General features: G+C 66.5%; 13 protein-coding genes, 1 tRNA gene and 1 pseudogene. 13 read left to right on the top strand and 2 right to left on the bottom strand.

Going from position 1 to position 19,165, the window contains the following annotated elements:
* The first annotated feature begins 36 nt into the window (after nucleotides 1-36).
* The 10 genes from ABD243_RS19605 (at nucleotide 37) to pyk (ending at nucleotide 15,038) form a co-directional block, all read left to right on the top strand.
* Complete coding sequence (locus tag ABD243_RS19605; protein ID WP_344368051.1) at nucleotides 37-1,638, top strand: anthranilate synthase component I; 1,602 nt, start codon at nucleotides 37-39, stop codon at nucleotides 1,636-1,638.
* Nucleotides 1,638-2,294 (top strand): Trp biosynthesis-associated membrane protein, encoded by a 657-nt coding sequence (locus ABD243_RS19600; protein ID WP_344368050.1) that lies wholly within the window; start codon nucleotides 1,638-1,640, stop codon nucleotides 2,292-2,294. The genes ABD243_RS19605 and ABD243_RS19600 overlap by 1 nt, the downstream gene beginning before the upstream one ends.
* A 115-nt stretch (nucleotides 2,295-2,409) precedes the next feature.
* A complete protein-coding gene (locus tag ABD243_RS19595; protein ID WP_116767461.1) occupies nucleotides 2,410-2,697 on the top strand; it encodes an HGxxPAAW family protein in 288 nt (95 codons plus the stop codon).
* Between the two features lie 2 nt (nucleotides 2,698-2,699).
* A complete protein-coding gene (gene trpC, locus ABD243_RS19590; protein ID WP_344368049.1) occupies nucleotides 2,700-3,518 on the top strand; it encodes an indole-3-glycerol phosphate synthase TrpC in 819 nt (272 codons plus the stop codon).
* Between the two features lie 124 nt (nucleotides 3,519-3,642).
* Nucleotides 3,643-5,001, top strand: coding sequence for a tryptophan synthase subunit beta (gene trpB / locus ABD243_RS19585; protein WP_116767459.1), 1,359 nt, complete (start codon nucleotides 3,643-3,645; stop codon nucleotides 4,999-5,001).
* Nucleotides 4,998-5,834 (top strand): tryptophan synthase subunit alpha, encoded by an 837-nt coding sequence (trpA, locus tag ABD243_RS19580; RefSeq protein WP_344368048.1) that lies wholly within the window; start codon nucleotides 4,998-5,000, stop codon nucleotides 5,832-5,834. Before trpB ends, trpA begins: the two co-directional genes overlap by 4 nt.
* A 3-nt stretch (nucleotides 5,835-5,837) precedes the next feature.
* A complete protein-coding gene (gene lgt / locus ABD243_RS19575) occupies nucleotides 5,838-7,121 on the top strand; it encodes a prolipoprotein diacylglyceryl transferase (RefSeq protein WP_344368047.1) in 1,284 nt (427 codons plus the stop codon).
* Between the two features lie 264 nt (nucleotides 7,122-7,385).
* Nucleotides 7,386-12,002 (top strand): glutamate synthase large subunit, encoded by a 4,617-nt coding sequence (gene gltB / locus ABD243_RS19570; protein ID WP_344368046.1) that lies wholly within the window; start codon nucleotides 7,386-7,388, stop codon nucleotides 12,000-12,002.
* On the top strand, nucleotides 11,995-13,452 hold the full coding sequence (locus ABD243_RS19565) for a glutamate synthase subunit beta (RefSeq protein ID WP_116767455.1): 1,458 nt from the start codon (nucleotides 11,995-11,997) through the stop codon (nucleotides 13,450-13,452). Before gltB ends, ABD243_RS19565 begins: the two co-directional genes overlap by 8 nt.
* Nucleotides 13,453-13,535: 83 nt before the next feature.
* The gene (gene pyk / locus ABD243_RS19560) at nucleotides 13,536-15,038 is read left to right on the top strand and encodes a pyruvate kinase (protein WP_116767454.1); all 1,503 of its coding nucleotides are present in this window, start codon (nucleotides 13,536-13,538) and stop codon (nucleotides 15,036-15,038) included.
* 113 nt (nucleotides 15,039-15,151) lie between these two features.
* On the opposite strand, the gene ABD243_RS19555 is transcribed toward pyk, so the two are convergent.
* Complete coding sequence (locus tag ABD243_RS19555; protein WP_018772478.1) at nucleotides 15,152-15,757, bottom strand: ANTAR domain-containing response regulator; 606 nt, start codon at nucleotides 15,755-15,757, stop codon at nucleotides 15,152-15,154.
* Nucleotides 15,758-15,962: 205 nt separating this feature from the next.
* Here ABD243_RS19555 and ABD243_RS19550 point away from each other — a divergent pair.
* From ABD243_RS19550 to ABD243_RS19545, 3 genes and pseudogenes are all read left to right on the top strand, one after another.
* Nucleotides 15,963-16,044 (top strand) — tRNA-Leu (locus tag ABD243_RS19550).
* Nucleotides 16,045-16,552: 508 nt separating this feature from the next.
* A pseudogene (locus ABD243_RS20980) lies at nucleotides 16,553-16,741 on the top strand (DUF4236 domain-containing protein); the annotation flags it as partial.
* A gap of 354 nt (nucleotides 16,742-17,095) precedes the next feature.
* The gene (locus ABD243_RS19545) at nucleotides 17,096-18,217 is read left to right on the top strand and encodes an HIRAN domain-containing protein (RefSeq protein ID WP_344368044.1); all 1,122 of its coding nucleotides are present in this window, start codon (nucleotides 17,096-17,098) and stop codon (nucleotides 18,215-18,217) included.
* Nucleotides 18,218-18,823: 606 nt separating this feature from the next.
* Here the strand turns inward: ABD243_RS19545 and ABD243_RS19540 are convergent.
* The coding region (locus ABD243_RS19540) for a hypothetical protein (protein ID WP_344368043.1) at nucleotides 18,824-19,165 on the bottom strand (342 nt) is incomplete at its 5' end.

Raw genomic sequence — 19,165 nt, 5'->3', positions numbered from 1 at the left:
ACGGGTCCCACTAAAGAACAGGCGGAAAGCACAGCCATGCAGGACCTTGGAATCATCAGCCCTGGCCTTGAAGAGTTCCGTGAACTCGCAGGCCACAGCCGCGTCATCCCCGTCCGGCTCAAGGTGCTCGCTGACGCCGAAACTCCCATCGGGCTCTACCGCAAGCTCGCCCACGGCCAGCCCGGAACGTTCCTTATGGAATCGGCGGCGGTCGGCGGATCCTGGTCCCGCTACTCCTTCATCGGCTCGCGCTCCCGCGCCACCCTGACCACCAAGGACGGCCAGGCGTACTGGCTCGGCGAGCCCCCGGTCGGCGTGCCGCTGGACGGCAACCCCGTGGACGCCATCCGCGACACGGTGGCGGCGCTCCGCACCGACCGTTTCGACGGCCTCCCGCCGTTCACCTCCGGCCTGGTCGGATTCCTGGGCTGGGAAACCGTCCGGCACTGGGAGAAACTGACCAGCCCTCCGGAGGACGACCTCGAACTGCCGGAGCTGGCCCTCAACCTCGTCACGGACATGGCGGTCCACGACAACATGGACGGCACTGTCCTGCTGATCGCCAACGCCATCAACTTCGACAACAGCTCCGAGCGCGTCGACGACGCCTGGCATGACGCCGTCGCCCGCGTAAAGGCCTTGCTGGAAAAGATCAGCAGCCCCGTCAAGCAGCCCGTCTCCGTCCTGGAAACCGCCGCGCTCGACTTTGCCTCGAGCGTGCAGGAACGCTGGGACGAGGCCGACTACCTCGCCGCCCTGGACCGCGGCAAGGAGGCGATCGTGGACGGCGAGGTCTTCCAGGTTGTGATCTCGCGCCGCTTCGAAATGGAATGCGGCGCGGACCCCCTCGATGTGTACCGGGTCCTGCGGAACACCAATCCCAGCCCGTACATGTACCTCTTCAGCTTCGAAGATGCCGCGGGCCGCGAGTACACGATCGTCGGCTCCTCGCCGGAGGCCCTCGTCACCGTGACCGGGGACGAGGTCATCACCCACCCGATTGCCGGATCACGCCCGCGGGGCAAAACGGTGGAAGCGGACAAGGCGCTGGCCGAAGAACTGCTGGCGGACCAGAAAGAGCGTGCCGAGCACCTGATGCTGGTCGATCTGTCCCGCAATGACCTCTCCAAGGTCTGCGTCGCAGGATCCGTCGACGTCACGCAGTTCATGGAAGTGGAACGCTTCAGCCACATCATGCACCTCGTGTCCACGGTGGTCGGCAAGCTGGCTCCGGAGGCCAAGGCCTACGACGTCCTCAAGGCCACGTTCCCGGCAGGCACCCTTTCCGGAGCCCCGAAGCCGCGGGCCCTGCGCCTCCTGGACGAGCTCGAACCCCACCGGCGCGGAATCTACGGCGGCGTGGTGGGGTACCTGGACTTCGCCGGCGACATGGACATGGCGATCGCGATCCGTTCGGCCCTGCTCCGGGAAGGCCGCGCGTACGTCCAGGCCGGCGGCGGGATCGTTGCCGATTCAGTCAACCCCACCGAGGCCCAGGAAACCGTCAATAAGGCCGCCGCGCCGCTGCGCGCCGTCCACACCGCCGGTTCGCTGCACAACATCACCGCCGACCAGGTGCCCCACGCCGCTGCTGTGACCGACGCCGCTGCTGTGACCGACGCCGGGGCGGACAACTGATGGGGAAGCCGGAAGCCATCGTCAAGACCACCGCAAGGCCGGCCGTTCCTCGCTGGGCCCGCAAGTCCACCCTGGTCCTGGTGATCGCCGCCCTGGCGTTGGCCGTCTTCGGGACCACCACGCAGACCTGGCTGACGGTGCACCTCGATCCCGCCCAGCTCGGCGGCGCCGTGGCCAGCCAGAACGGCCTGCAGGTCCAGGGCAGCAAGGCCGCCACGACCGTCACGGCCCTGGCCCTCGTTGCCCTCGCCGGGGGTCTCGCGGCCTCCATCGCCGGGCGCGTGGCGCGCTGGGTCATCACGGTCATCATCGTCCTGGCCGCCGCGGGCATCGTCGCCGCGGCTGCCGTCGTCCTGGCGGACCCGCTGGCCGCGGCCCAGGGATCCATCGCGGCCGCCACCGGAATCAGCGGCAGTAACGTCCAGGTGGACGTCACCGTCTTCCCCGTCCTGGCCGTCGTCGCCGGGTCCCTGCTGGGGATCTGCGCCCTCGCGATCGTGCCGGCCGGCCGGTACTGGAAGAGCCGCACCAAATATGACGCGGCAGCCGCCACGCGCGCCGACGGCGGGACCGCAGTTGGTGGTACTACCGCCGCAACCCCCGCGGACGAGATTGACAGCTGGGACCGGTTGTCCCGAGGTGACGACCCCACCTGAGCCGATGCCGCGGGCGCGCCCAGCAGCGCCGCCAGTAACGCGACCAGCAAGGCGGCCAAAACACACAGCCAAAAAATGGCAGAATGTAAGCAGTATTCATCCTGAGGAGATTTCAATGAGCAAAGCCACTGTTTCCGCATCCACGTCCGCTGCTTCGAAGGGCGTCTACGACGACGTCGATCACAGCGAAGCGCCGGGGCACGGCAACAGCCCGGCCGCGTGGACCTGCGTGATCGTGATGCTGATCGGCGCCCTCATTGCGTCCATCGCCTTCGTCATCGCCAACACGCCCGTCTTTATTGCCGGCGCCGTCGTCATGGTGATCGGCCTGCTGGCCGGCTGGGTCATGCGCAAGGCCGGCTACGGCGTCGGCGGCAGCAAGCTGAAGAACTCCGGCCACTGAGCGTGAGCGTTCTCGACGACATCAATGCCGGTGTCAGGGAGGATATGGAGACGCGCCAGCGCCTCGTCACGCTCGCGGAACTGAGGGAGCGCGCCGCAGCGGCGGCACCTGCCCGCGATGCCTGGGCGGCCCTAGGCGGAAACTCAAGCCCGCGGGACCAGCTCAAAGTGATTGCCGAGGTCAAGCGCCGGAGCCCGTCCAAGGGCCGGCTCGCGGAAATTGCCGATCCCGCTGCCCTCGCCGCGCAATACGCAGACGGCGGGGCCGCCGTCATCAGCGTCCTGACCGAGGAACGCCGCTTCGGCGGCTCGCTGGCCGACCTCGACGCCGTCCGGGCGGCCGTGGACATTCCGCTGCTGCGCAAGGACTTCATGCTCGACGAGTACCAGATCTGGGAAGCCCGTGCCCACGGTGCCGACCTGATCCTGCTGATCGTGGCCTCGCTCTCCGACGCCCAGCTGCGCGAGTTTACGGCCCTCAGCCGCGAACTCGGCATGAACGTGTTGGTGGAGACCCACACGGCTGAGGAAATCGAGCGCGCCGTGGCCGCCGAGGCCCGGATCATCGGCGTCAACGTGCGCAACCTCAAGACGCTCGACGTCGACCGTTCCGTCTTCGCGGAGCTGGCCGGCGGGATTCCCGCCGGTGCGCTCGTGATCGCCGAGTCCGGGGTGCGCGATGTCCAGGACGTCAGCCACTACGCAGCCCGCGGCGCCAACGCGGTCCTGGTGGGCGAGGCGCTGGTCAGCGACACGACCCCCCGCGAACGGATCGCAGAATTCATGGCCGCCGGCGCAACGGCAATCGCCGCCCGCGCCTGAGGCAGGCCGGTCCGGGCGTTTGCGTCCGGGCCGCGAGCGGTTCCGGGCCCGCAGTTGCCCGGACAACGAGCGGATCTCATGTGCAGATCCCCGAAGCTAGCAGTGGAACAGGATGGTGAGACTGATGGTCGATGCGCCAGCAACCGGCTCAGACGAAAGTGCCGTGGACGCGTTCCTGCAGGGCGACCGCCCCCAGGAACATCCCACGCAGGGCGAACCGTCCCTGCGGCACGCCCCGGGACCCTACTTCGGGAACTACGGCGGCCGATGGATGCCGGAGTCGCTCATCGCAGCCCTGGACGAACTCGAGGACACCTTCGAGAAGGCCAAGGCCGATCCTGAGTTCACCGCCCAGATCGCGGACCTGAACAAGAACTACTCGGGCCGGCCCTCACTGCTGACCGAGGCCAAGCGCTTCGCCGAGCACGCAGGCGGAGTCCGGATCTTCCTCAAGCGCGAAGACCTCAACCACACGGGCTCGCACAAGATCAACAACGTCCTGGGCCAGGCGCTGCTGGCTAAGCGGATGGGCAAGACCCGCGTCATCGCCGAAACCGGCGCCGGGCAGCACGGCGTGGCCAGCGCCACCGCGGCCGCCCTGCTGGGCTTGGAATGCGTTGTCTACATGGGCGCCGAGGACTGCCGCAGGCAGTCCCTCAACGTGGCCCGGATGGAACTCCTCGGCGCGACGGTCATTCCGGTGACCAACGGCTCCCAGACCCTCAAGGACGCCATCAACGAGGCCCTGCGCGACTGGGTCGCGAACGTGGGCACCACCCACTACCTGCTGGGGACCGCCGCCGGCGCGCACCCGTTCCCGGCGATGGTCCGCTACTTCCACGAAGTCATCGGCGAGGAAGCCCGGGCCCAGATCCTGGACCAGACGGGCCGGCTTCCGGACGCCGTCTGTGCCTGCATCGGCGGCGGCTCCAATGCCATCGGCATCTTCCACGGCTTCCTCGATGACCCCTCGGTCAAGATCTACGGCTTCGAAGCCGGGGGCGAGGGCGTCGAAACCGGACGCCACGCAGCCACCATCACCCTCGGCAAGCCGGGCGTGCTGCACGGCGCACGGTCCTACCTCATGCAGGACGACGACGGCCAGACCATCGAATCGCACTCCATCTCGGCGGGCCTGGACTACCCCGGGGTCGGCCCCGAGCACTCCTACCTGGCCGACATCGGGCGGGTCAGCTACGAGCCCATCACGGACAGCGAAGCCATGGAGGCCTTCCGGCTCCTCTGCCGCACCGAGGGCATCATCCCCGCCATCGAGTCCGCGCACGCCCTCGCCGGCGCCATCAAGGTGGGCCAGCGGCTCGCGGCCGAGGCCGGCCCCGAGGGCAAAGCAACAGACAAGATCGTGATCGTCAACCTCTCCGGCCGCGGCGACAAGGACGTGGCCACCGCCGCGGAATGGTTCGACCTGCTGGACAAGGACTCACCCGAAGCCGAAATCGCCAAAGAGGGGGAGCAGCTGTGAGCACCATCCACGACGGCGCCAACCAGGCCGCCGCACAGCACGCCAGCAAGTCGGCGGCCGCCATTGACCGCGCCCGGGCCCAAGGCCGGGCAGCCCTGATCGGCTACCTGCCGGCCGGCTACCCTAGCGTCGAAGACAGCATTGCCGCCGGCATCGCCCTGGCCGAGAACGGCGCCGACCTCATCGAAATCGGCATCCCGTACTCGGATCCGGTCATGGACGGCCAGGTCATCCAGGCGGCCACCACGGAGGCCCTCGCGAAGGGCTTCCACGTCCGGCAGGTCTTCGACGTCGTCCGCGGCATCACGAGCAAGACTGACGCCGCCGTCCTGGTCATGACCTACTGGAACCCCGTGGTCCGGATGGGCGTGGACGAGTTTTCCCGCAGCCTTGCCGAGGCCGGGGGAGCCGGACTCATCACTCCGGACCTGATCCCCGACGAAGCCTCCGAATGGATGGCGGCCTCGGACAAGTACGGACTGGACCGCGTGTTCCTCGTGGCGCCCTCGTCCTCTCCGGAACGCATGAAGCGGACCGTCGAGGCCAGCCGCGGCTTCGTGTACGCCGTCTCCATCATGGGCGTCACCGGCGCCCGGACCTCGGTCAGCTCCGCGGCCAAGAACGTTGTGGCCGCCGCGCACGCCGCGGGCGCCGAACGCGTCTGCGTGGGCCTGGGCGTCTCCAACGCGGACCACGTCCGCGAGATCGCCGAGTACGCCGACGGCGTGATCGTGGGCACCGCCCTCGTCGCGGCCATCCGGGACGGCGGCGTGGATGCGGTAGCCGCCTTGACGAAAGACCTCAGCACTGGCCTTACCAAGGAAGAAGCGTAAGCAATGCAGTCAGTCCTCCACGCGGCGGCGATGATTCCCGCGAGCATTCCGAGCCCTAGCTGGTCCGGATTCGACATCCCGCTGCCGTGGGGGTCACTGCGCATCCACGCCTACGCCCTCTGCATCCTCGCCGGCATCGTTGCGGGCCTCTGGCTCACCTCCGTCCGCTGGGCGCGCCGCGGCGCGCCCGAGGGCAGCGTGTGGGACATCGCCATCTGGGCCATTCCGTTCGGCATCATCGGCGGACGGCTCTACCACGTGTTCTCCTCACCGGATGCCTACTTCGGCCCCGGCTTCAACGGCACCGGCGACCTCTCCCTGATTCCGCAGATCCAGCGCGGCGGCCTGGGCATCTGGGGCGCCGTCGTCCTCGGCGCGGTGGGCGCCTGGATCGGGTGCCGGCGGGCCGGGGTGAAGCTGAGCGCCTTCATGGACGCCGCGGCCCCCGGGCTGCTGCTGGCCCAGGCAATTGGCCGGTGGGGGAACTACTTCAACCAGGAGCTCTTCGGCGGCCCCACCACGCTGCCGTGGGGGCTCCAGATCGACCCCAACAGCCCTAATTTTCCGGCCGGTATGCCCGCCGACACACTCTTCCACCCGACGTTCCTCTACGAGTCCCTGTGGAACCTGGCCGGCGTCGTGATCCTGCTGGCCCTGGACCGGAAGTTCAACTTCCGCCGCGGCCGTCTCTTCTGCCTCTACGCCGTCTACTACACCCTGGGCCGGGTGTGGATCGAAGCCATGCGGATCGACGACGCCGAGCAGATCAGCCTGTTCGGCATCACCACCCGGCTCAACGTCTGGACCAGCATCTTTGTCCTCATCGGGGCTCTGATCGCCTTCATCCTCCTCGGGCTGCGCAAGCCCTCAGGCCCGGACACCCCGTTCCTCCCGGGCCGGGAACCGGCAGCCGAAACCGCCGACGTGGAAACCGCCGGGACGGCCGGGAAGCCTGACGCCGAAGCGGTTCCCGCGGCGGTCTCCGCCGTCGAAACCGGTGCTGCCGCCACTGCTGATAAAGGCACTGCTGACGCTGTTCCCGCCGGCGCAACATCCATCCGCCATGCGGACACACTTGTCTCAGATAGTGAATCCCGTGGTAATCTCCGAGATAACCAAAGCGGACCAGGTCCCGCACCCGCTTCTGTCTCCGCACCTGCGGACGAAGATGCTGGCGCGAGCAAGGACTCCACCGGCGGCACCAAGCCCGCCACCGGAGATCCGGCAGCCGGAGTATCCGGCCGCCAGGCAACCGAAACCGCGCCGGAGGCCGAGGGCACCAAGTAACTCGGCACCGGCAACTCGGGTTGCGGAGCCACCGCTCGCAGGACCCGACACCACAGCGTCGTGGCAAGAGGGAATGTTTTGGACAGCAGATAGGCGCTGTCCACGCAAGCCCTGGCCAGTACCTGCGTAACTGTTACTACAGAAGGCCGGGCTGGCCTACAATTCCAGTTAGAAAAACACTCTGTTGCGCCCATCACACCGGCGTGCCGAGTGGGGCCAATGTTGTCCCTCCCATACGCACGATCAGGAGGAAGGACGTCTCCAATGACCCAAACTCTTCACAGCCCCAGCTGGTCCGATCCGGACCAGCCGACGGCCGCAACGTCACCCTTCGCCCGTTTTGCGTCGATGCCGGCCGCGGCCGGGCTCTACAACCCGGAGAACGAGAAGGACGCCTGCGGCCTGGCCATCATCGCCACGCTGCGCGGTGAGCCGGGCTACGACATCGTCGACGCGGCCCTGACCGCACTGCGCAACCTTGAGCACCGCGGCGCCGTGGGCGCCGATGAGGGCACCGGCGACGGCGCCGGCCTCCTCATGCAGGTCCCGGACGAATTCTTCCGCGCAGTCACCGACTTCGAGCTTCCCGCCCCCGGCCAGTACGTCGTGGGAACCGCCTTCCTGCCGGCCGAGCAGCGCGAATCCGACGCCGCCCGGGCCGGAATCGAAAGCCTCGCCGCCGATGAGGGCCTGACGGTCCTGGGCTGGCGCGAAGTCCCGATCGTGGCGGACCTCGTCGGGGCAATGGCCCGCGCCTGCATGCCGCACTTCTCCCAGCCGTTCTTCGCCTCCAGCACCGGGGAAACCCTCGAACGCAATGAGCTCGATTCCCGCGCCTGGCGGATCCGAAAGCGCGCCCAGAACAAGTTCGGCGTGTACTTCCCGTCGCTGTCCTCGCGGACGATCGTCTACAAGGGCATGCTCACCACCGCGCAGCTGGAACCGTTCTACCCGGACCTTTCGGACAAGCGCTTCAAGACCAAGCTCGCGATCGTCCACTCGCGCTTCTCCACCAACACGTTCCCGTCCTGGCCGCTGGCCCAGCCGTTCCGCACGATCGCGCACAACGGCGAGATCAACACCGTCAAGGGCAACCGCAACTGGATGCGGGCACGGCAGTCGCAGCTCGCCAGCCCGCTGCTGGGCGACTCGCCCGAAGAGCTGTTCCCGATCTGCACCCCCGGCGCCTCGGACTCCGCCTCCTTTGACGAGGTTGCCGAGTTGCTCTGGCTCTCCGGTCGGCCCATCACCCACTCGATCATGATGATGATCCCGGAGGCGTGGGAGAACCACGCCACCATGGATCCGGCGCGCCGCGCCTTCTACGAGTACCACTCCATGCTCATGGAGCCGTGGGACGGCCCCGCCGCTGTTTCCTTCACGGACGGCAACCTGGTCGGCGCCACGCTCGACCGCAACGGGCTGCGCCCGGGCCGGTACTGGATCACCGAAGACGGACTCATCGTCTTCGCCTCCGAAGTCGGCGTGATCGACGTCGAACCCTCCAAGGTGGTCAAGAAGGGCCGCGTCTCGCCGGGCAAGATGTTCCTGGTGGACACCGGGGCCGGACGGATCATTGACGACGCCGAGGTCAAGGCCGAGGTCGCCGCGGCGAACCCCTGGGCCGAATGGCTCAAGGACAACCTGATCGACCTCAAGAACCTCCCCGAGCGCGAGCACGTTGTCCACACGGCCGCGTCGGTCAACATCCGCCAGCGGACCTTCGGCTACACCACCGAGGAACTGAAGATCCTGCTCGGCCCGATGGCGCGCACCGGCGCCGAACCGCTGGGTGCCATGGGCTCCGACACCCCCGTGGCCGTGCTGTCCAAGCGCCCGCGGCTGCTCTTCGACTACTTCGTGCAGTCCTTTGCGCAGGTCACCAACCCGCCGCTGGATGCCATCCGTGAAGAGCTCGTCACGTCCCTGACGTGCGCGATCGGCCCGAACGGCAACCTGCTGGACACCAAGCAGGTCCGGCAGCCGCAGGTCTCGCTGCCGTTCCCCGTGATCAACAATGACCAGCTCGCCAAGATCGCGAACATCGAGAGCGCCGACGGCGACAAGGTCGCCATGAAGGTCCGCGGACTCTACCGCCCCGAAGGCGGCGAGCACGCCCTCCGCGCCCGCCTCACCGAAATCTGCGAGCAGGTCTCCGGCGCGATCAACCGCGGCGTCCAGTACGTGGTGCTCTCGGACCGCGACTCGAACGCCCAGTGGGCGCCGATCCCGTCGCTGCTGCTTGTCAGCGCCGTGCACCACCACCTGCTGCGCAGCGCCAACCGCACCAAGACCGCCCTCGTGGTGGAGGCCGGAGACGTCCGCGAGACGCACCACGTCGCCGTGCTCATCGGCTACGGCGCCTCGGCCGTGAACCCCTACCTGGCCATGGAATCCGTGGAACAGCTCATCGCCTCCGGTGACGTCGTCGGCGTCACCCCGCAGGACGGCGTGTACAACCTGATCAAGGGCCTCGGCAAGGGCGTCCTGAAGATCATGTCCAAGATGGGCATCTCCACTGTGGCCTCCTACACCGGTGCCCAGACCTTCGAGGCGCTCGGCCTCGGCCAGGATCTGGTGGACGAGTACTTCTCCGGCACGCATTCCCAGCTCGGCGGCGTGGGCCTCGATGTCATCGCCGCCGAAGTCCTGGCACGCCACCGGATGGCCTACCCCGAGAACGGGATCGAACTGCCGCACCAGCCGCTGCTCGGCGGCGGCGAATACCAGTGGCGCCGCGACGGCGAACCCCACCTGTTCAACCCGGAGACCGTCTTCCGGCTGCAGCACGCCACGCGTGAACGCCGCTACGACATCTTCAAGGCCTACACCCGCGGCGTGGACGACCAGTCCGAGAACCTCATGACCCTCCGCGGCCTGCTGAAGTTCAAGGCCGGCCTGCGTCCCGCGGTGCCGCTTGAGGAAGTGGAGCCCGTCTCCAGCATCGTCAAGCGGTTCTCCACCGGTGCCATGAGCTACGGCTCCATCTCCCAGGAAGCCCACGAGACCCTCGCGATCGCCATGAACCGGCTGGGCGGCAAGTCCAACACCGGTGAGGGCGGCGAGGACGTGGACCGCCTGCTCGATCCCACCCGCCGTTCCGCTGTCAAGCAGATCGCCTCCGGCCGCTTTGGCGTCACGAGCCTGTACCTGTCCAACGCGGACGACATCCAGATCAAGATGGCGCAGGGTGCCAAGCCCGGCGAAGGCGGCCAGCTGATGGCGCAGAAGGTCTACCCCTGGGTGGCCCGGACGCGGCACTCGACGCCCGGCGTCGGCCTCATCTCGCCGCCCCCGCACCACGACATCTACTCGATCGAGGACCTCGCGCAGCTGATCTACGATGCCAAGCGCGCCAACCCCTCGGCCCGCGTGCACGTCAAGCTCGTCTCCGAAGTCGGGATCGGCACCGTGGCGGCCGGCGTCACCAAGGCGAAGGCCGACGTCGTGCTCGTATCCGGACACGACGGCGGTACCGGCGCCTCGCCGCTGAACTCGCTCAAGCACGCCGGTGTCCCGTGGGAACTCGGCCTGGCCGAGACACAGCAGACGCTCATGCTCAACGGCCTGCGCGACCGCGTGGTGGTGCAGGTGGACGGTCAGCTCAAGACCGGCCGCGACGTCGTGATCGCCGCGCTGCTTGGCGGCGAGGAGTTCGGCTTTGCCACCGCCCCGCTGGTGGTCTCCGGCTGCATCATGATGCGCGTCTGCCACCTGGACACCTGCCCGGTGGGCGTCGCGACCCAGAACCCCGAGCTCCGCTCACGGTTCAGCGGCAAGCCGGAATTCGTGGTGAACTTCTTCGAATTCCTCGCCGAAGAGGTCCGTGAAATTCTCGCGGAGCTCGGTTTCCGCAGCATCGAGGAGGCGATCGGCCACGCCGAGATGCTCGACTCCCGCGACGCGATCAACCACTGGAAGGCCGAAGGGCTGGACCTGGATCCGATCCTGCACGGCCTCGAGTTCGACGACGACGCCCCGCTGCGGAACCTCACCGGACAGAACCACGAGCTCGACAAGCACTTCGACCAGCGCCTGATCGCCATGGCGGCAGAAGCCCTCAGCGACCGCACCCCGGTGAAGATCTCGGTGAACGTCATCAACACGGACCGCTCGGTCGGCACCATGCTCGGCCACGTGGTCACGAAGACGTTCAGCACCGACGTGCTGGCGACCGACACCATTGACATCACGCTCAACGGCACCGCCGGCCAGTCCCTCGGGGCCTTCCTGCCGGCCGGCATTACGCTGCGCATGTTCGGCGACTCGAACGACTACGTCGGCAAGGGTCTTTCCGGCGGCCGCATCATCGTCCGGCCGGACCGCACCAACGTGTTCCCGGCCGAACGCAACGTGATCGCGGGCAACGTGATCGGCTACGGCGCCACGAGCGGCGAGATGTTCCTGCGCGGCCAGGTGGGTGAACGCTTCCTGGTCCGCAACTCCGGCGCCACTGCGGTGGTCGAAGGAATCGGCGACCACGGCTGCGAATACATGACCGGGGGCCAGACGCTGATCATCGGCCGCACCGGGCGCAACTTCGGCGCCGGCATGTCCGGCGGTACGGCTTACGTGCTGGACCTGCAGACCGAACGCGTCAACAAGCAGGCCCTCGAGTCCGGCGAGCTGCAGCTGCGTGAGCTCGACGCCGAGGACCGTGACATTGTCCATGGACTGCTGGTCAAGCACGTCGAGGAAACCGAATCGCTCAACGCGGCCCGGCTCCTCGAGAACTTCGACGACACCGCAGCCCGCATTACCAAGGTGCTGCCGCGCGACTACGCGGCCGTCCTGCAAACCCGTCTTGACGCCATCGAAGAGGGCCTTGACCCCGACGGCGAAGAAGTTTGGTCTCGAATCCTGGAGGTGACCGGTGGCTGATCCACGCGGATTTCTGAAAGTACGTCAGCGTGAAACCCAGCCGCGCCGTCCCGTTCCGGTCCGCATCATGGACTGGAAAGAGGTCTATGAAGCCCAGGAGAAGGGCGTCCTGAAGGCCCAGGCCGGCCGCTGCATGGACTGCGGCGTGCCGTTCTGCCACCAGGGCTGCCCGCTGGGCAACCTCATCCCGGAATGGAACGACCTCATCTGGCGGGACAAGGGCGAGGAAGCGATGGAGCGGCTGCACGCCACCAACAACTTCCCCGAGTTCACCGGCCGGCTCTGCCCGGCCCCCTGCGAGGCGTCGTGCGTGCTGGGCATCAACCAGCCCGCGGTGACCATCAAGCAGGTCGAGGTATCGATCGTGGACCAGGCCTTCGAGAACGGCTGGGTCAACCCGCTGCCGCCGGCCCGACTGACCGGTAAGACGGTCGCCGTCGTCGGCTCCGGCCCGGCCGGACTCGCCGTCGCGCAGCAGCTGACCCGTGTGGGCCACACCGTTGCTGTGTACGAGCGTGACGACAAGATCGGCGGGCTCCTGCGCTACGGCATCCCCGACTTCAAGATGGAAAAAGAGCAGGTGGACCGCCGGCTGGAGCAGATGAAGGCCGAGGGCACCCGGTTCCGCACCGGCGTGGCCGTCGGCACCGACGTCACGTGGGAGCAGCTGCGCCGCCGGTACGACGCCGTCGTGATCGCCACCGGCGCCACCGTCCCGCGTGACCTGCCGATCCCGGGCCGCGAGCTCGAGGGCGTGCACTTCGCCATGGACTACCTTGTCCCGGCCAACCGGGTGGTGGCGGGGGAGACCGTGGAGAACCAGATCAACGCCGCCGGCAAGCACGTGGTGATCCTGGGCGGCGGCGACACCGGCGCGGACTGCCTCGGCACCGCGCACCGGCACCAGGCCGCCTCCGTGACCACCCTGGCCATCGGCAAGCAGCCGCCCCTTGAGCGTGCCGGCCACCAGCCGTGGCCGACGTTCCCCACCCTGTTCGAGGTCGCCAGCGCGCACGAGGAAGGCGGCGAACGCACCTACCTCGCCTCCACCGTCGAGTTCGTCGGAGAAAACGGCAAGCTCACGGGCGTCAAGGTCGCAGAGACCGAATTCGTCGACGGCAAGCGCCTCCCGAAGGCCGGCACCGAGCGGATCATTCCGGCGGACCTCGTCTTCCTGTCCCTCGGCTTCACGGGGGCCGAGCCGGCCGGGATCACCGAGCAGGTCAGCGCCGACTTCGACGGCCGCGGCAACGTGGCCCGCGACGGCTACTACATGACCAACACCGAGGGCATCTTCGTTGCCGGGGACGCCGGCCGCGGGCAGTCGCTCATCGTCTGGGCCATCGCCGAGGGGCGCGCCTGCGCCGCCGCGGTGGACAAGTTCCTGATGGGCAGCACCATCCTGCCGGCCCCGGTGGCACCGACCGACCGGGCGATGGCCGTCCTGTAGCCCTTCCGGTCACTGGATTTCGGTCATCAGGGATTCACACTCGCTTCAACTTCATCCATGCAACAGACCACTAGGGTAGGTATATGAGACGCGCTAAAATCGTGGCCACGTTCGGACCGGCAATCGCAAGCTTCGAGAACACGCTTGCCGTGCTGGAAGCCGGCGTCGACGTGGCACGCATGAACATGAGCCACGGTGATTACTCCGTGCACGACAACACCTACGAGAACGTCCGCAAGGCTGCCGGGCAGCTGGGCAAGGCCGTGGGCATCATGGCCGACCTGCAGGGCCCGAAGATCCGCCTGGGCCGCTTCGTGGACGGACCGCACCTCCTGGAGGTCGGTGACACGTTCACGATCACCACCGAGGACGTTCCGGGCACCAAGGACATCTGCTCCACGACGCTCAAGAGCCTCACCGAGGACGTCCAGCCGGGCGATGCCCTGCTGATCGACGACGGCAAGGTTGCCCTGCGCGCCATCGAGGTCGACGCCGTCAAGGTCGTTGCCCAGGTGGTTGTCGGCGGCTGGGTTTCGAACAACAAGGGCATCAACCTGCCCGGCGTGGCCGTCAACGTGCCGGCGCTGAGCGAAAAGGACGAGGACGATCTGCGCTGGGCGATGCGCCGCGGCGTGGACATGGTCGCCCTGTCCTTCGTTCGCGATGCCTCGGACATCGTCCGGGTCCACGAGATCATGGACGAGGAAGGCCGCCGCGTGCCGGTCATCGCCAAGATCGAGAAGCCGCAGGCCGTGGAGCAGCTGCCCGAGATCATCGACGCCTTCGACGCCATCATGGTGGCCCGTGGCGACCTCGGTGTGGAGCTTCCGCTGGAGGAAGTGCCGATCGTCCAGAAGCGCGCCGTCGAACTGGCCCGCCGCTGGGCCAAGCCCGTCATCGTGGCCACCCAGGTCCTCGAGTCCATGATCGACAACCCGCGACCGACCCGCGCCGAGGCCTCCGACTGCGCCAACGCAGTGCTCGACGGCGCCGACGCGGTGATGCTCTCCGGCGAGACCAGCGTGGGCAAGTACCCGATTGAGACCGTTAAGGTCATGGCCCGGATCATCGAATCCACCGAGGTCCACGGCCTGGAGCGCGTCCCCCCGCTGGGTACCAAGCCTAGGACCCGCGGCGGCGCCATCACCCGTGCCGCCGTCGAGATCGCCGACCAGCTGGAAGCGAAGTACATCTGTACCTTCACCCAGTCCGGTGACTCCGCCCGCCGCCTCTCCCGGCTGCGGCCGATCCGGCCGGTCTTCGCCTTCACTCCGGTGGAGCACGTCTGGAACCAGCTCGCGCTGACCTGGGGCATCCAGCCGGTCCTGGTCCCGATGGTGGGCCACACCGACGAGATGACCGCCCAGGTTGACCGCAGCCTTCTGGAACTGGGCTTGGTGGAGGACGGCGACATGGTGGTTATCGCCGCCGGTTCGCCTCCCGGAAAGGCCGGTTCCACGAACCTGCTGAAGGTCCACAAGGTGGGCGACCTCGCCGACGCCGGCAGCCACGGTGCAGCCGCCGTGACCAAGGACAAGCTCGGCCCCTGGCCGGAAAAGAAGAAGAAGAACCGCGGCCAGGGCTAGTCCTGAACGCTTGAGCGCAAAAGGGAGGATCCCCGCCGGTTGGCGGGGATCCTCCCTTTTTGGTGCTTTGTTGATTCGCAGCTTGCGGCCGCGGTTGTGCGGCCGGGCTGCGGCTAGTTGACCTGGTTGATGATGGTTTCGGCGACCTCGCGCATGCTCAGGCGGCGGTCCATCGAGGTCTTCTGGATCCAGCGGAAGGCTTCAGGCTCCGTCAGGCCCATCTTGGTGGTCAGGAGGCTCTTGGCGCGCTCCACGAGCTTGCGGGTGGCGAACTGCTCCTGCAGGTCGGTGACTTCGCTTTCGAGGGCCTTGATCTCCTCGTGGCGGGAGAGCGCGATCTCCAGCGCCGGGATGAGGTCCGCCGGGGTGAACGGCTTGACCACGTAGGCCATGGCGCCGGCGTCACGGGCCCGCTCCACAAGTTCCTTCTGGCTGAACGCGGTGAGCAGGACCACCGGGGCGATCCGGGCCTTGACGATCTTCTCTGCGGCCGAGATGCCGTCCATGACAGGCATCTTGACGTCCATCAGGACGAGGTCGGGCTTGAGCTCCTCGGCAAGCTGCACGGCCTTTTCGCCGTTGTCTGCCTCGCCGACGACATCGTAGCCTTCACCGCGCAGGATCTCGATGATGTCCAGGCGGATGAGAGTCTCATCCTCGGCGACAACTACGCGGCGCGCCGGCTGGGAAGTGGGTGTTGACTCCGTCTGTTCTGACACGGGAACTCCTTGGAAAGGTACGGCGGGAACTACACCATCATAGGTTTCGTCCGCCGATGTACTTGGACCGGATTGGTTCGATGCGGCGTCACTGGCGCGATTCTGGAATTCAGCCTATCTGCATGTAGAGTAATTTCGCGCACTGGAAGCGATCGCGTTGCTCACAGCACTGTGGTTGAGTGATTGTTACACTGGTGTACTCGGCGCCCGAGTGGCGGAATTGGCAGACGCGCCGCACTCAAAATGCGGTATCGAAAGGTGTGTGGGTTCGAGTCCCACCTCGGGCACGTGTTTTCCCTGTTCAGGGGCTTGTGGGCCTCTGAGTGTGTACAAAACTCCTTTTATGGGCCCCTGCGGGGGCCCATTTTTTGTTCGTCGCGGTTGCGGTCTGGCGGCTCCTTCTCCCGGCGTGGACAGCGGTGTTGTTGCTTACTTCTTCATGGCCTAGAGCACTTGAAGCTGCATGACCTGCTGGAAGTTGGGCGCGCGTGTCTGTGATGCGTTGTTCCCTGATTCTGCCTTCACGAGTGTTCACGGCAGAGCCCACAGCTACCTGCATGACTGCGAAATCTGGTTAGGGGAGATTACGATTGACGTTCTTAAACGCGCCACAGACGGCTCCCGCCTCCGCTGTCGACGCGTATGTCGGTTTGCCTCGGCTGAAGGCGGATGACACAAGTGCCCGTCTTAGTACTCTGTATCCCAGCGGTCGATGAGACCGTCCCTTCGGTGTCTGACGGGATGCATTCCCATTCCCGAATCCCCGAGGCTTAGAATCTCCCTTGCGGGGGACGAGTGCTTTCTCGTGATTGCCTATTTTGGGGGTGCGAGTTGGGATTCCGATACCGCAAGTCGAAGAGTTTCGGGCCTGTGAGGATCTCGGCGTCGAAGCGCGGGCTGAGTGCCAGCATTGGGGCCGGTCCGTTCCGGGTTACAAAGTCCACGACAGGCCGAACCACGAGCACAGTGAGGGTCCCTGGAACGGGCGTCTCGTACGTGACCACGAGCTCTGCCCGCCGGTCGACACAGCGGCCTGCTGCCCGGCTGTCCCAACCGACTCGCCCTCAGGTTGCGCATCAGACCATCAGCGACGACACATGGCGGGAGCTCCTCGCTACCGATGAGACGGCCGCGGCGTCGAAGTTCCAGCGTAACTTCGTTCGCGCGGCCGTCGCACGCGCAACGGGCAAGCGCCCGAGTCTGATGCACCTAACCTTGGGACAGGCGGCGCGCGTACTGGAGTGTGTCGGTCAGAGTCCGGCCAAGCTTGACGCCGGCGGCCGGGGTGTGCCCGGGCTAGAGAAGGCTGGGACGTGTGCCCAGTGGACCATGTTCGGGATGCTGATGCTGATCGTGACGGTATCCTCGCCCGCCGGGTTCCTGCTGGCCGCGGGGATTGTCGGGCTGATGTTCCTATTGCGGAAGCGGCGCCGTGACCGGCAGGCGTGGGAGGACGCGACCTGGGCGGGGAGCCCGGCCAGCGCCGGGCAAAGAATCGCAGTTCCTGGTGTCCAGATTGAGGCACCGGCGAATCACGCCGCCGCAAAGCGGATCGCTTTAGAGGCTCAAACACCAATTTCGCCAGCCACCCGGCCTGTTTCTTCAAGCGGGCCGCTGTACCGTGTGTCGCTCGGCCGTTCGGAATGGCCTAACGTCGAAGTCGTAGGCGAGCACGCGCACAGCCATGCGATCAAATCCGCCCTCCGCGCCAGCAAAGCGCCGATCGCGGAACGGCGCGACAGTGAAGCCGAAGGCGTCCAGGTCGAACTCGTGGCCGAGCCGGACAACCCGTATGACGTAAATGCCGTCAGCGTTCGTTGGCGGAAGCAGGTCCTGGGCTATCTCAGTCGTGAAGACGCAATCCGCTACGCGCAGCCCATCAGGAGAATCATTGCCAGTGGGCTCACTGCGGCCACGACGGCTCGCATCTGGGCTTACGACAGCGGCGACCGGCTCCAAGCCCGGGTCACCGTTGCCCTGCCGGAGCCGGAGCTCATCGCCCCGCTCAACGAAGCCCCGACGGGCGTCACCACTCTTGTTCCGTGGGGATCGGCGATCCAGGTCCTCAAGGAAGAGGACCATTTCGACATCCTTTTCAACCACGTACCGCCGGAAGGGATCGGCCTCCTGCTCGTCAGTCTCCACAAGGCGACCCGCACTCTGAAGAACGGTACCGAGCGTCCGTTCGTCGAAGTCCGGCTCGACGGCGAACGCGTCGGCGAGCTCAGCAACGTCACCTCCGCGCATCTGTTGCCGCTTCTCGAGCACACCGAGACAATCGGCGAAACCGCCCTCGCATACGCAAAAATCACCGGCTCAGCCCTCGCCGCCCAGCTCGTTCTGCACGCCGCCAAGGCCACCGAGATCAGCAACGAATGGCTAACCGAAGGGCCACACCCCGCACCACAGCTCCTCCCAAGGGCGACCAGGTATAACGTTCCACCCGCCTACACCCGATAGGAGACACCCGGAAAGGCCCGATCCGACAGAAGGGGCCGTTGGGGCTTCCGCTGACGGTTGCTTGCTCCTGTGCCCGGGTCCTTGACTGGCACAAGTCGTTGATTGCGGAGCGCCCTATCCTGCCGGTGTATGAGCTGTATGCTGCGAAGTTCGCAAATGGCCGGGGTAATCCTTCCTTGGGATCCAGACCACCACCTGACCAAGTGGTCCCAGTACGGACCCAAAGCAACGACGTCCAAAACCTTCGTCGCCACTCAAACTACGTGAGGTCCTACGATGCGAGTGGCATTTATGGAAGCCGCCAGACTCCATCCTGCTAACAGTGCACCCCAAGAAAATAGCCAAAGTGACCGATATGCAGCCGATGGGGAAGCGCCCCACAAAGAGTCTCCCCGTTCCGTGGCAGTGGGACTACGAGGGTCTTCAGGTTGAGTTGACCTCAATGCCAAGATCCGCCAATTCATCACCGGCTGGAACGACCGATGCCACCCCTTCGTCTGGCCCAAGACACAGGAAAAGATCCTCGCGAAAGTCAACCGTCCCACAGCTTCAGAAACGCGATACTGGATCCGAGGGACCCGTATGCGGGACTCCGGCCTGGCTCGTTTAAATGAGAGCATCCGGGATGCCGAATCGCCTCCCAATGAGTACGCGAATGGCCGCGAGTAAAGGCTGATCTTCCAGCTCAACGCCCTCGCCTCCGTAGTACACGCCGCCCGTTTCGTCGGCCACTGCATCAATGTCTGAAAGCCTGAGGATCTCGCTCACGCGAAACTGATACTCGACGGGGGTCATTTGGCGAGACACACGAACTGGAATTGTGCTGAGTTTGCGCGCGACCTCAGCATCGGCGGATTCGGTCATGGGCGCTCGTCGCGCTAACTGGTTCCGGTGCTGTCCGTGGGAGAAGATGACTTCCTGGTTCGCATCCATGCGAAGGTCATCGGT

Source organism: Arthrobacter humicola (genome assembly GCF_039531445.1).
In the GTDB taxonomy this organism is placed as follows: Bacteria; Actinomycetota; Actinomycetes; order Actinomycetales; family Micrococcaceae; genus Arthrobacter; species Arthrobacter humicola.
Note: the sequence above shows the minus strand (reverse complement) of the source record. Positions and strands in the feature narration are given on the sequence as shown.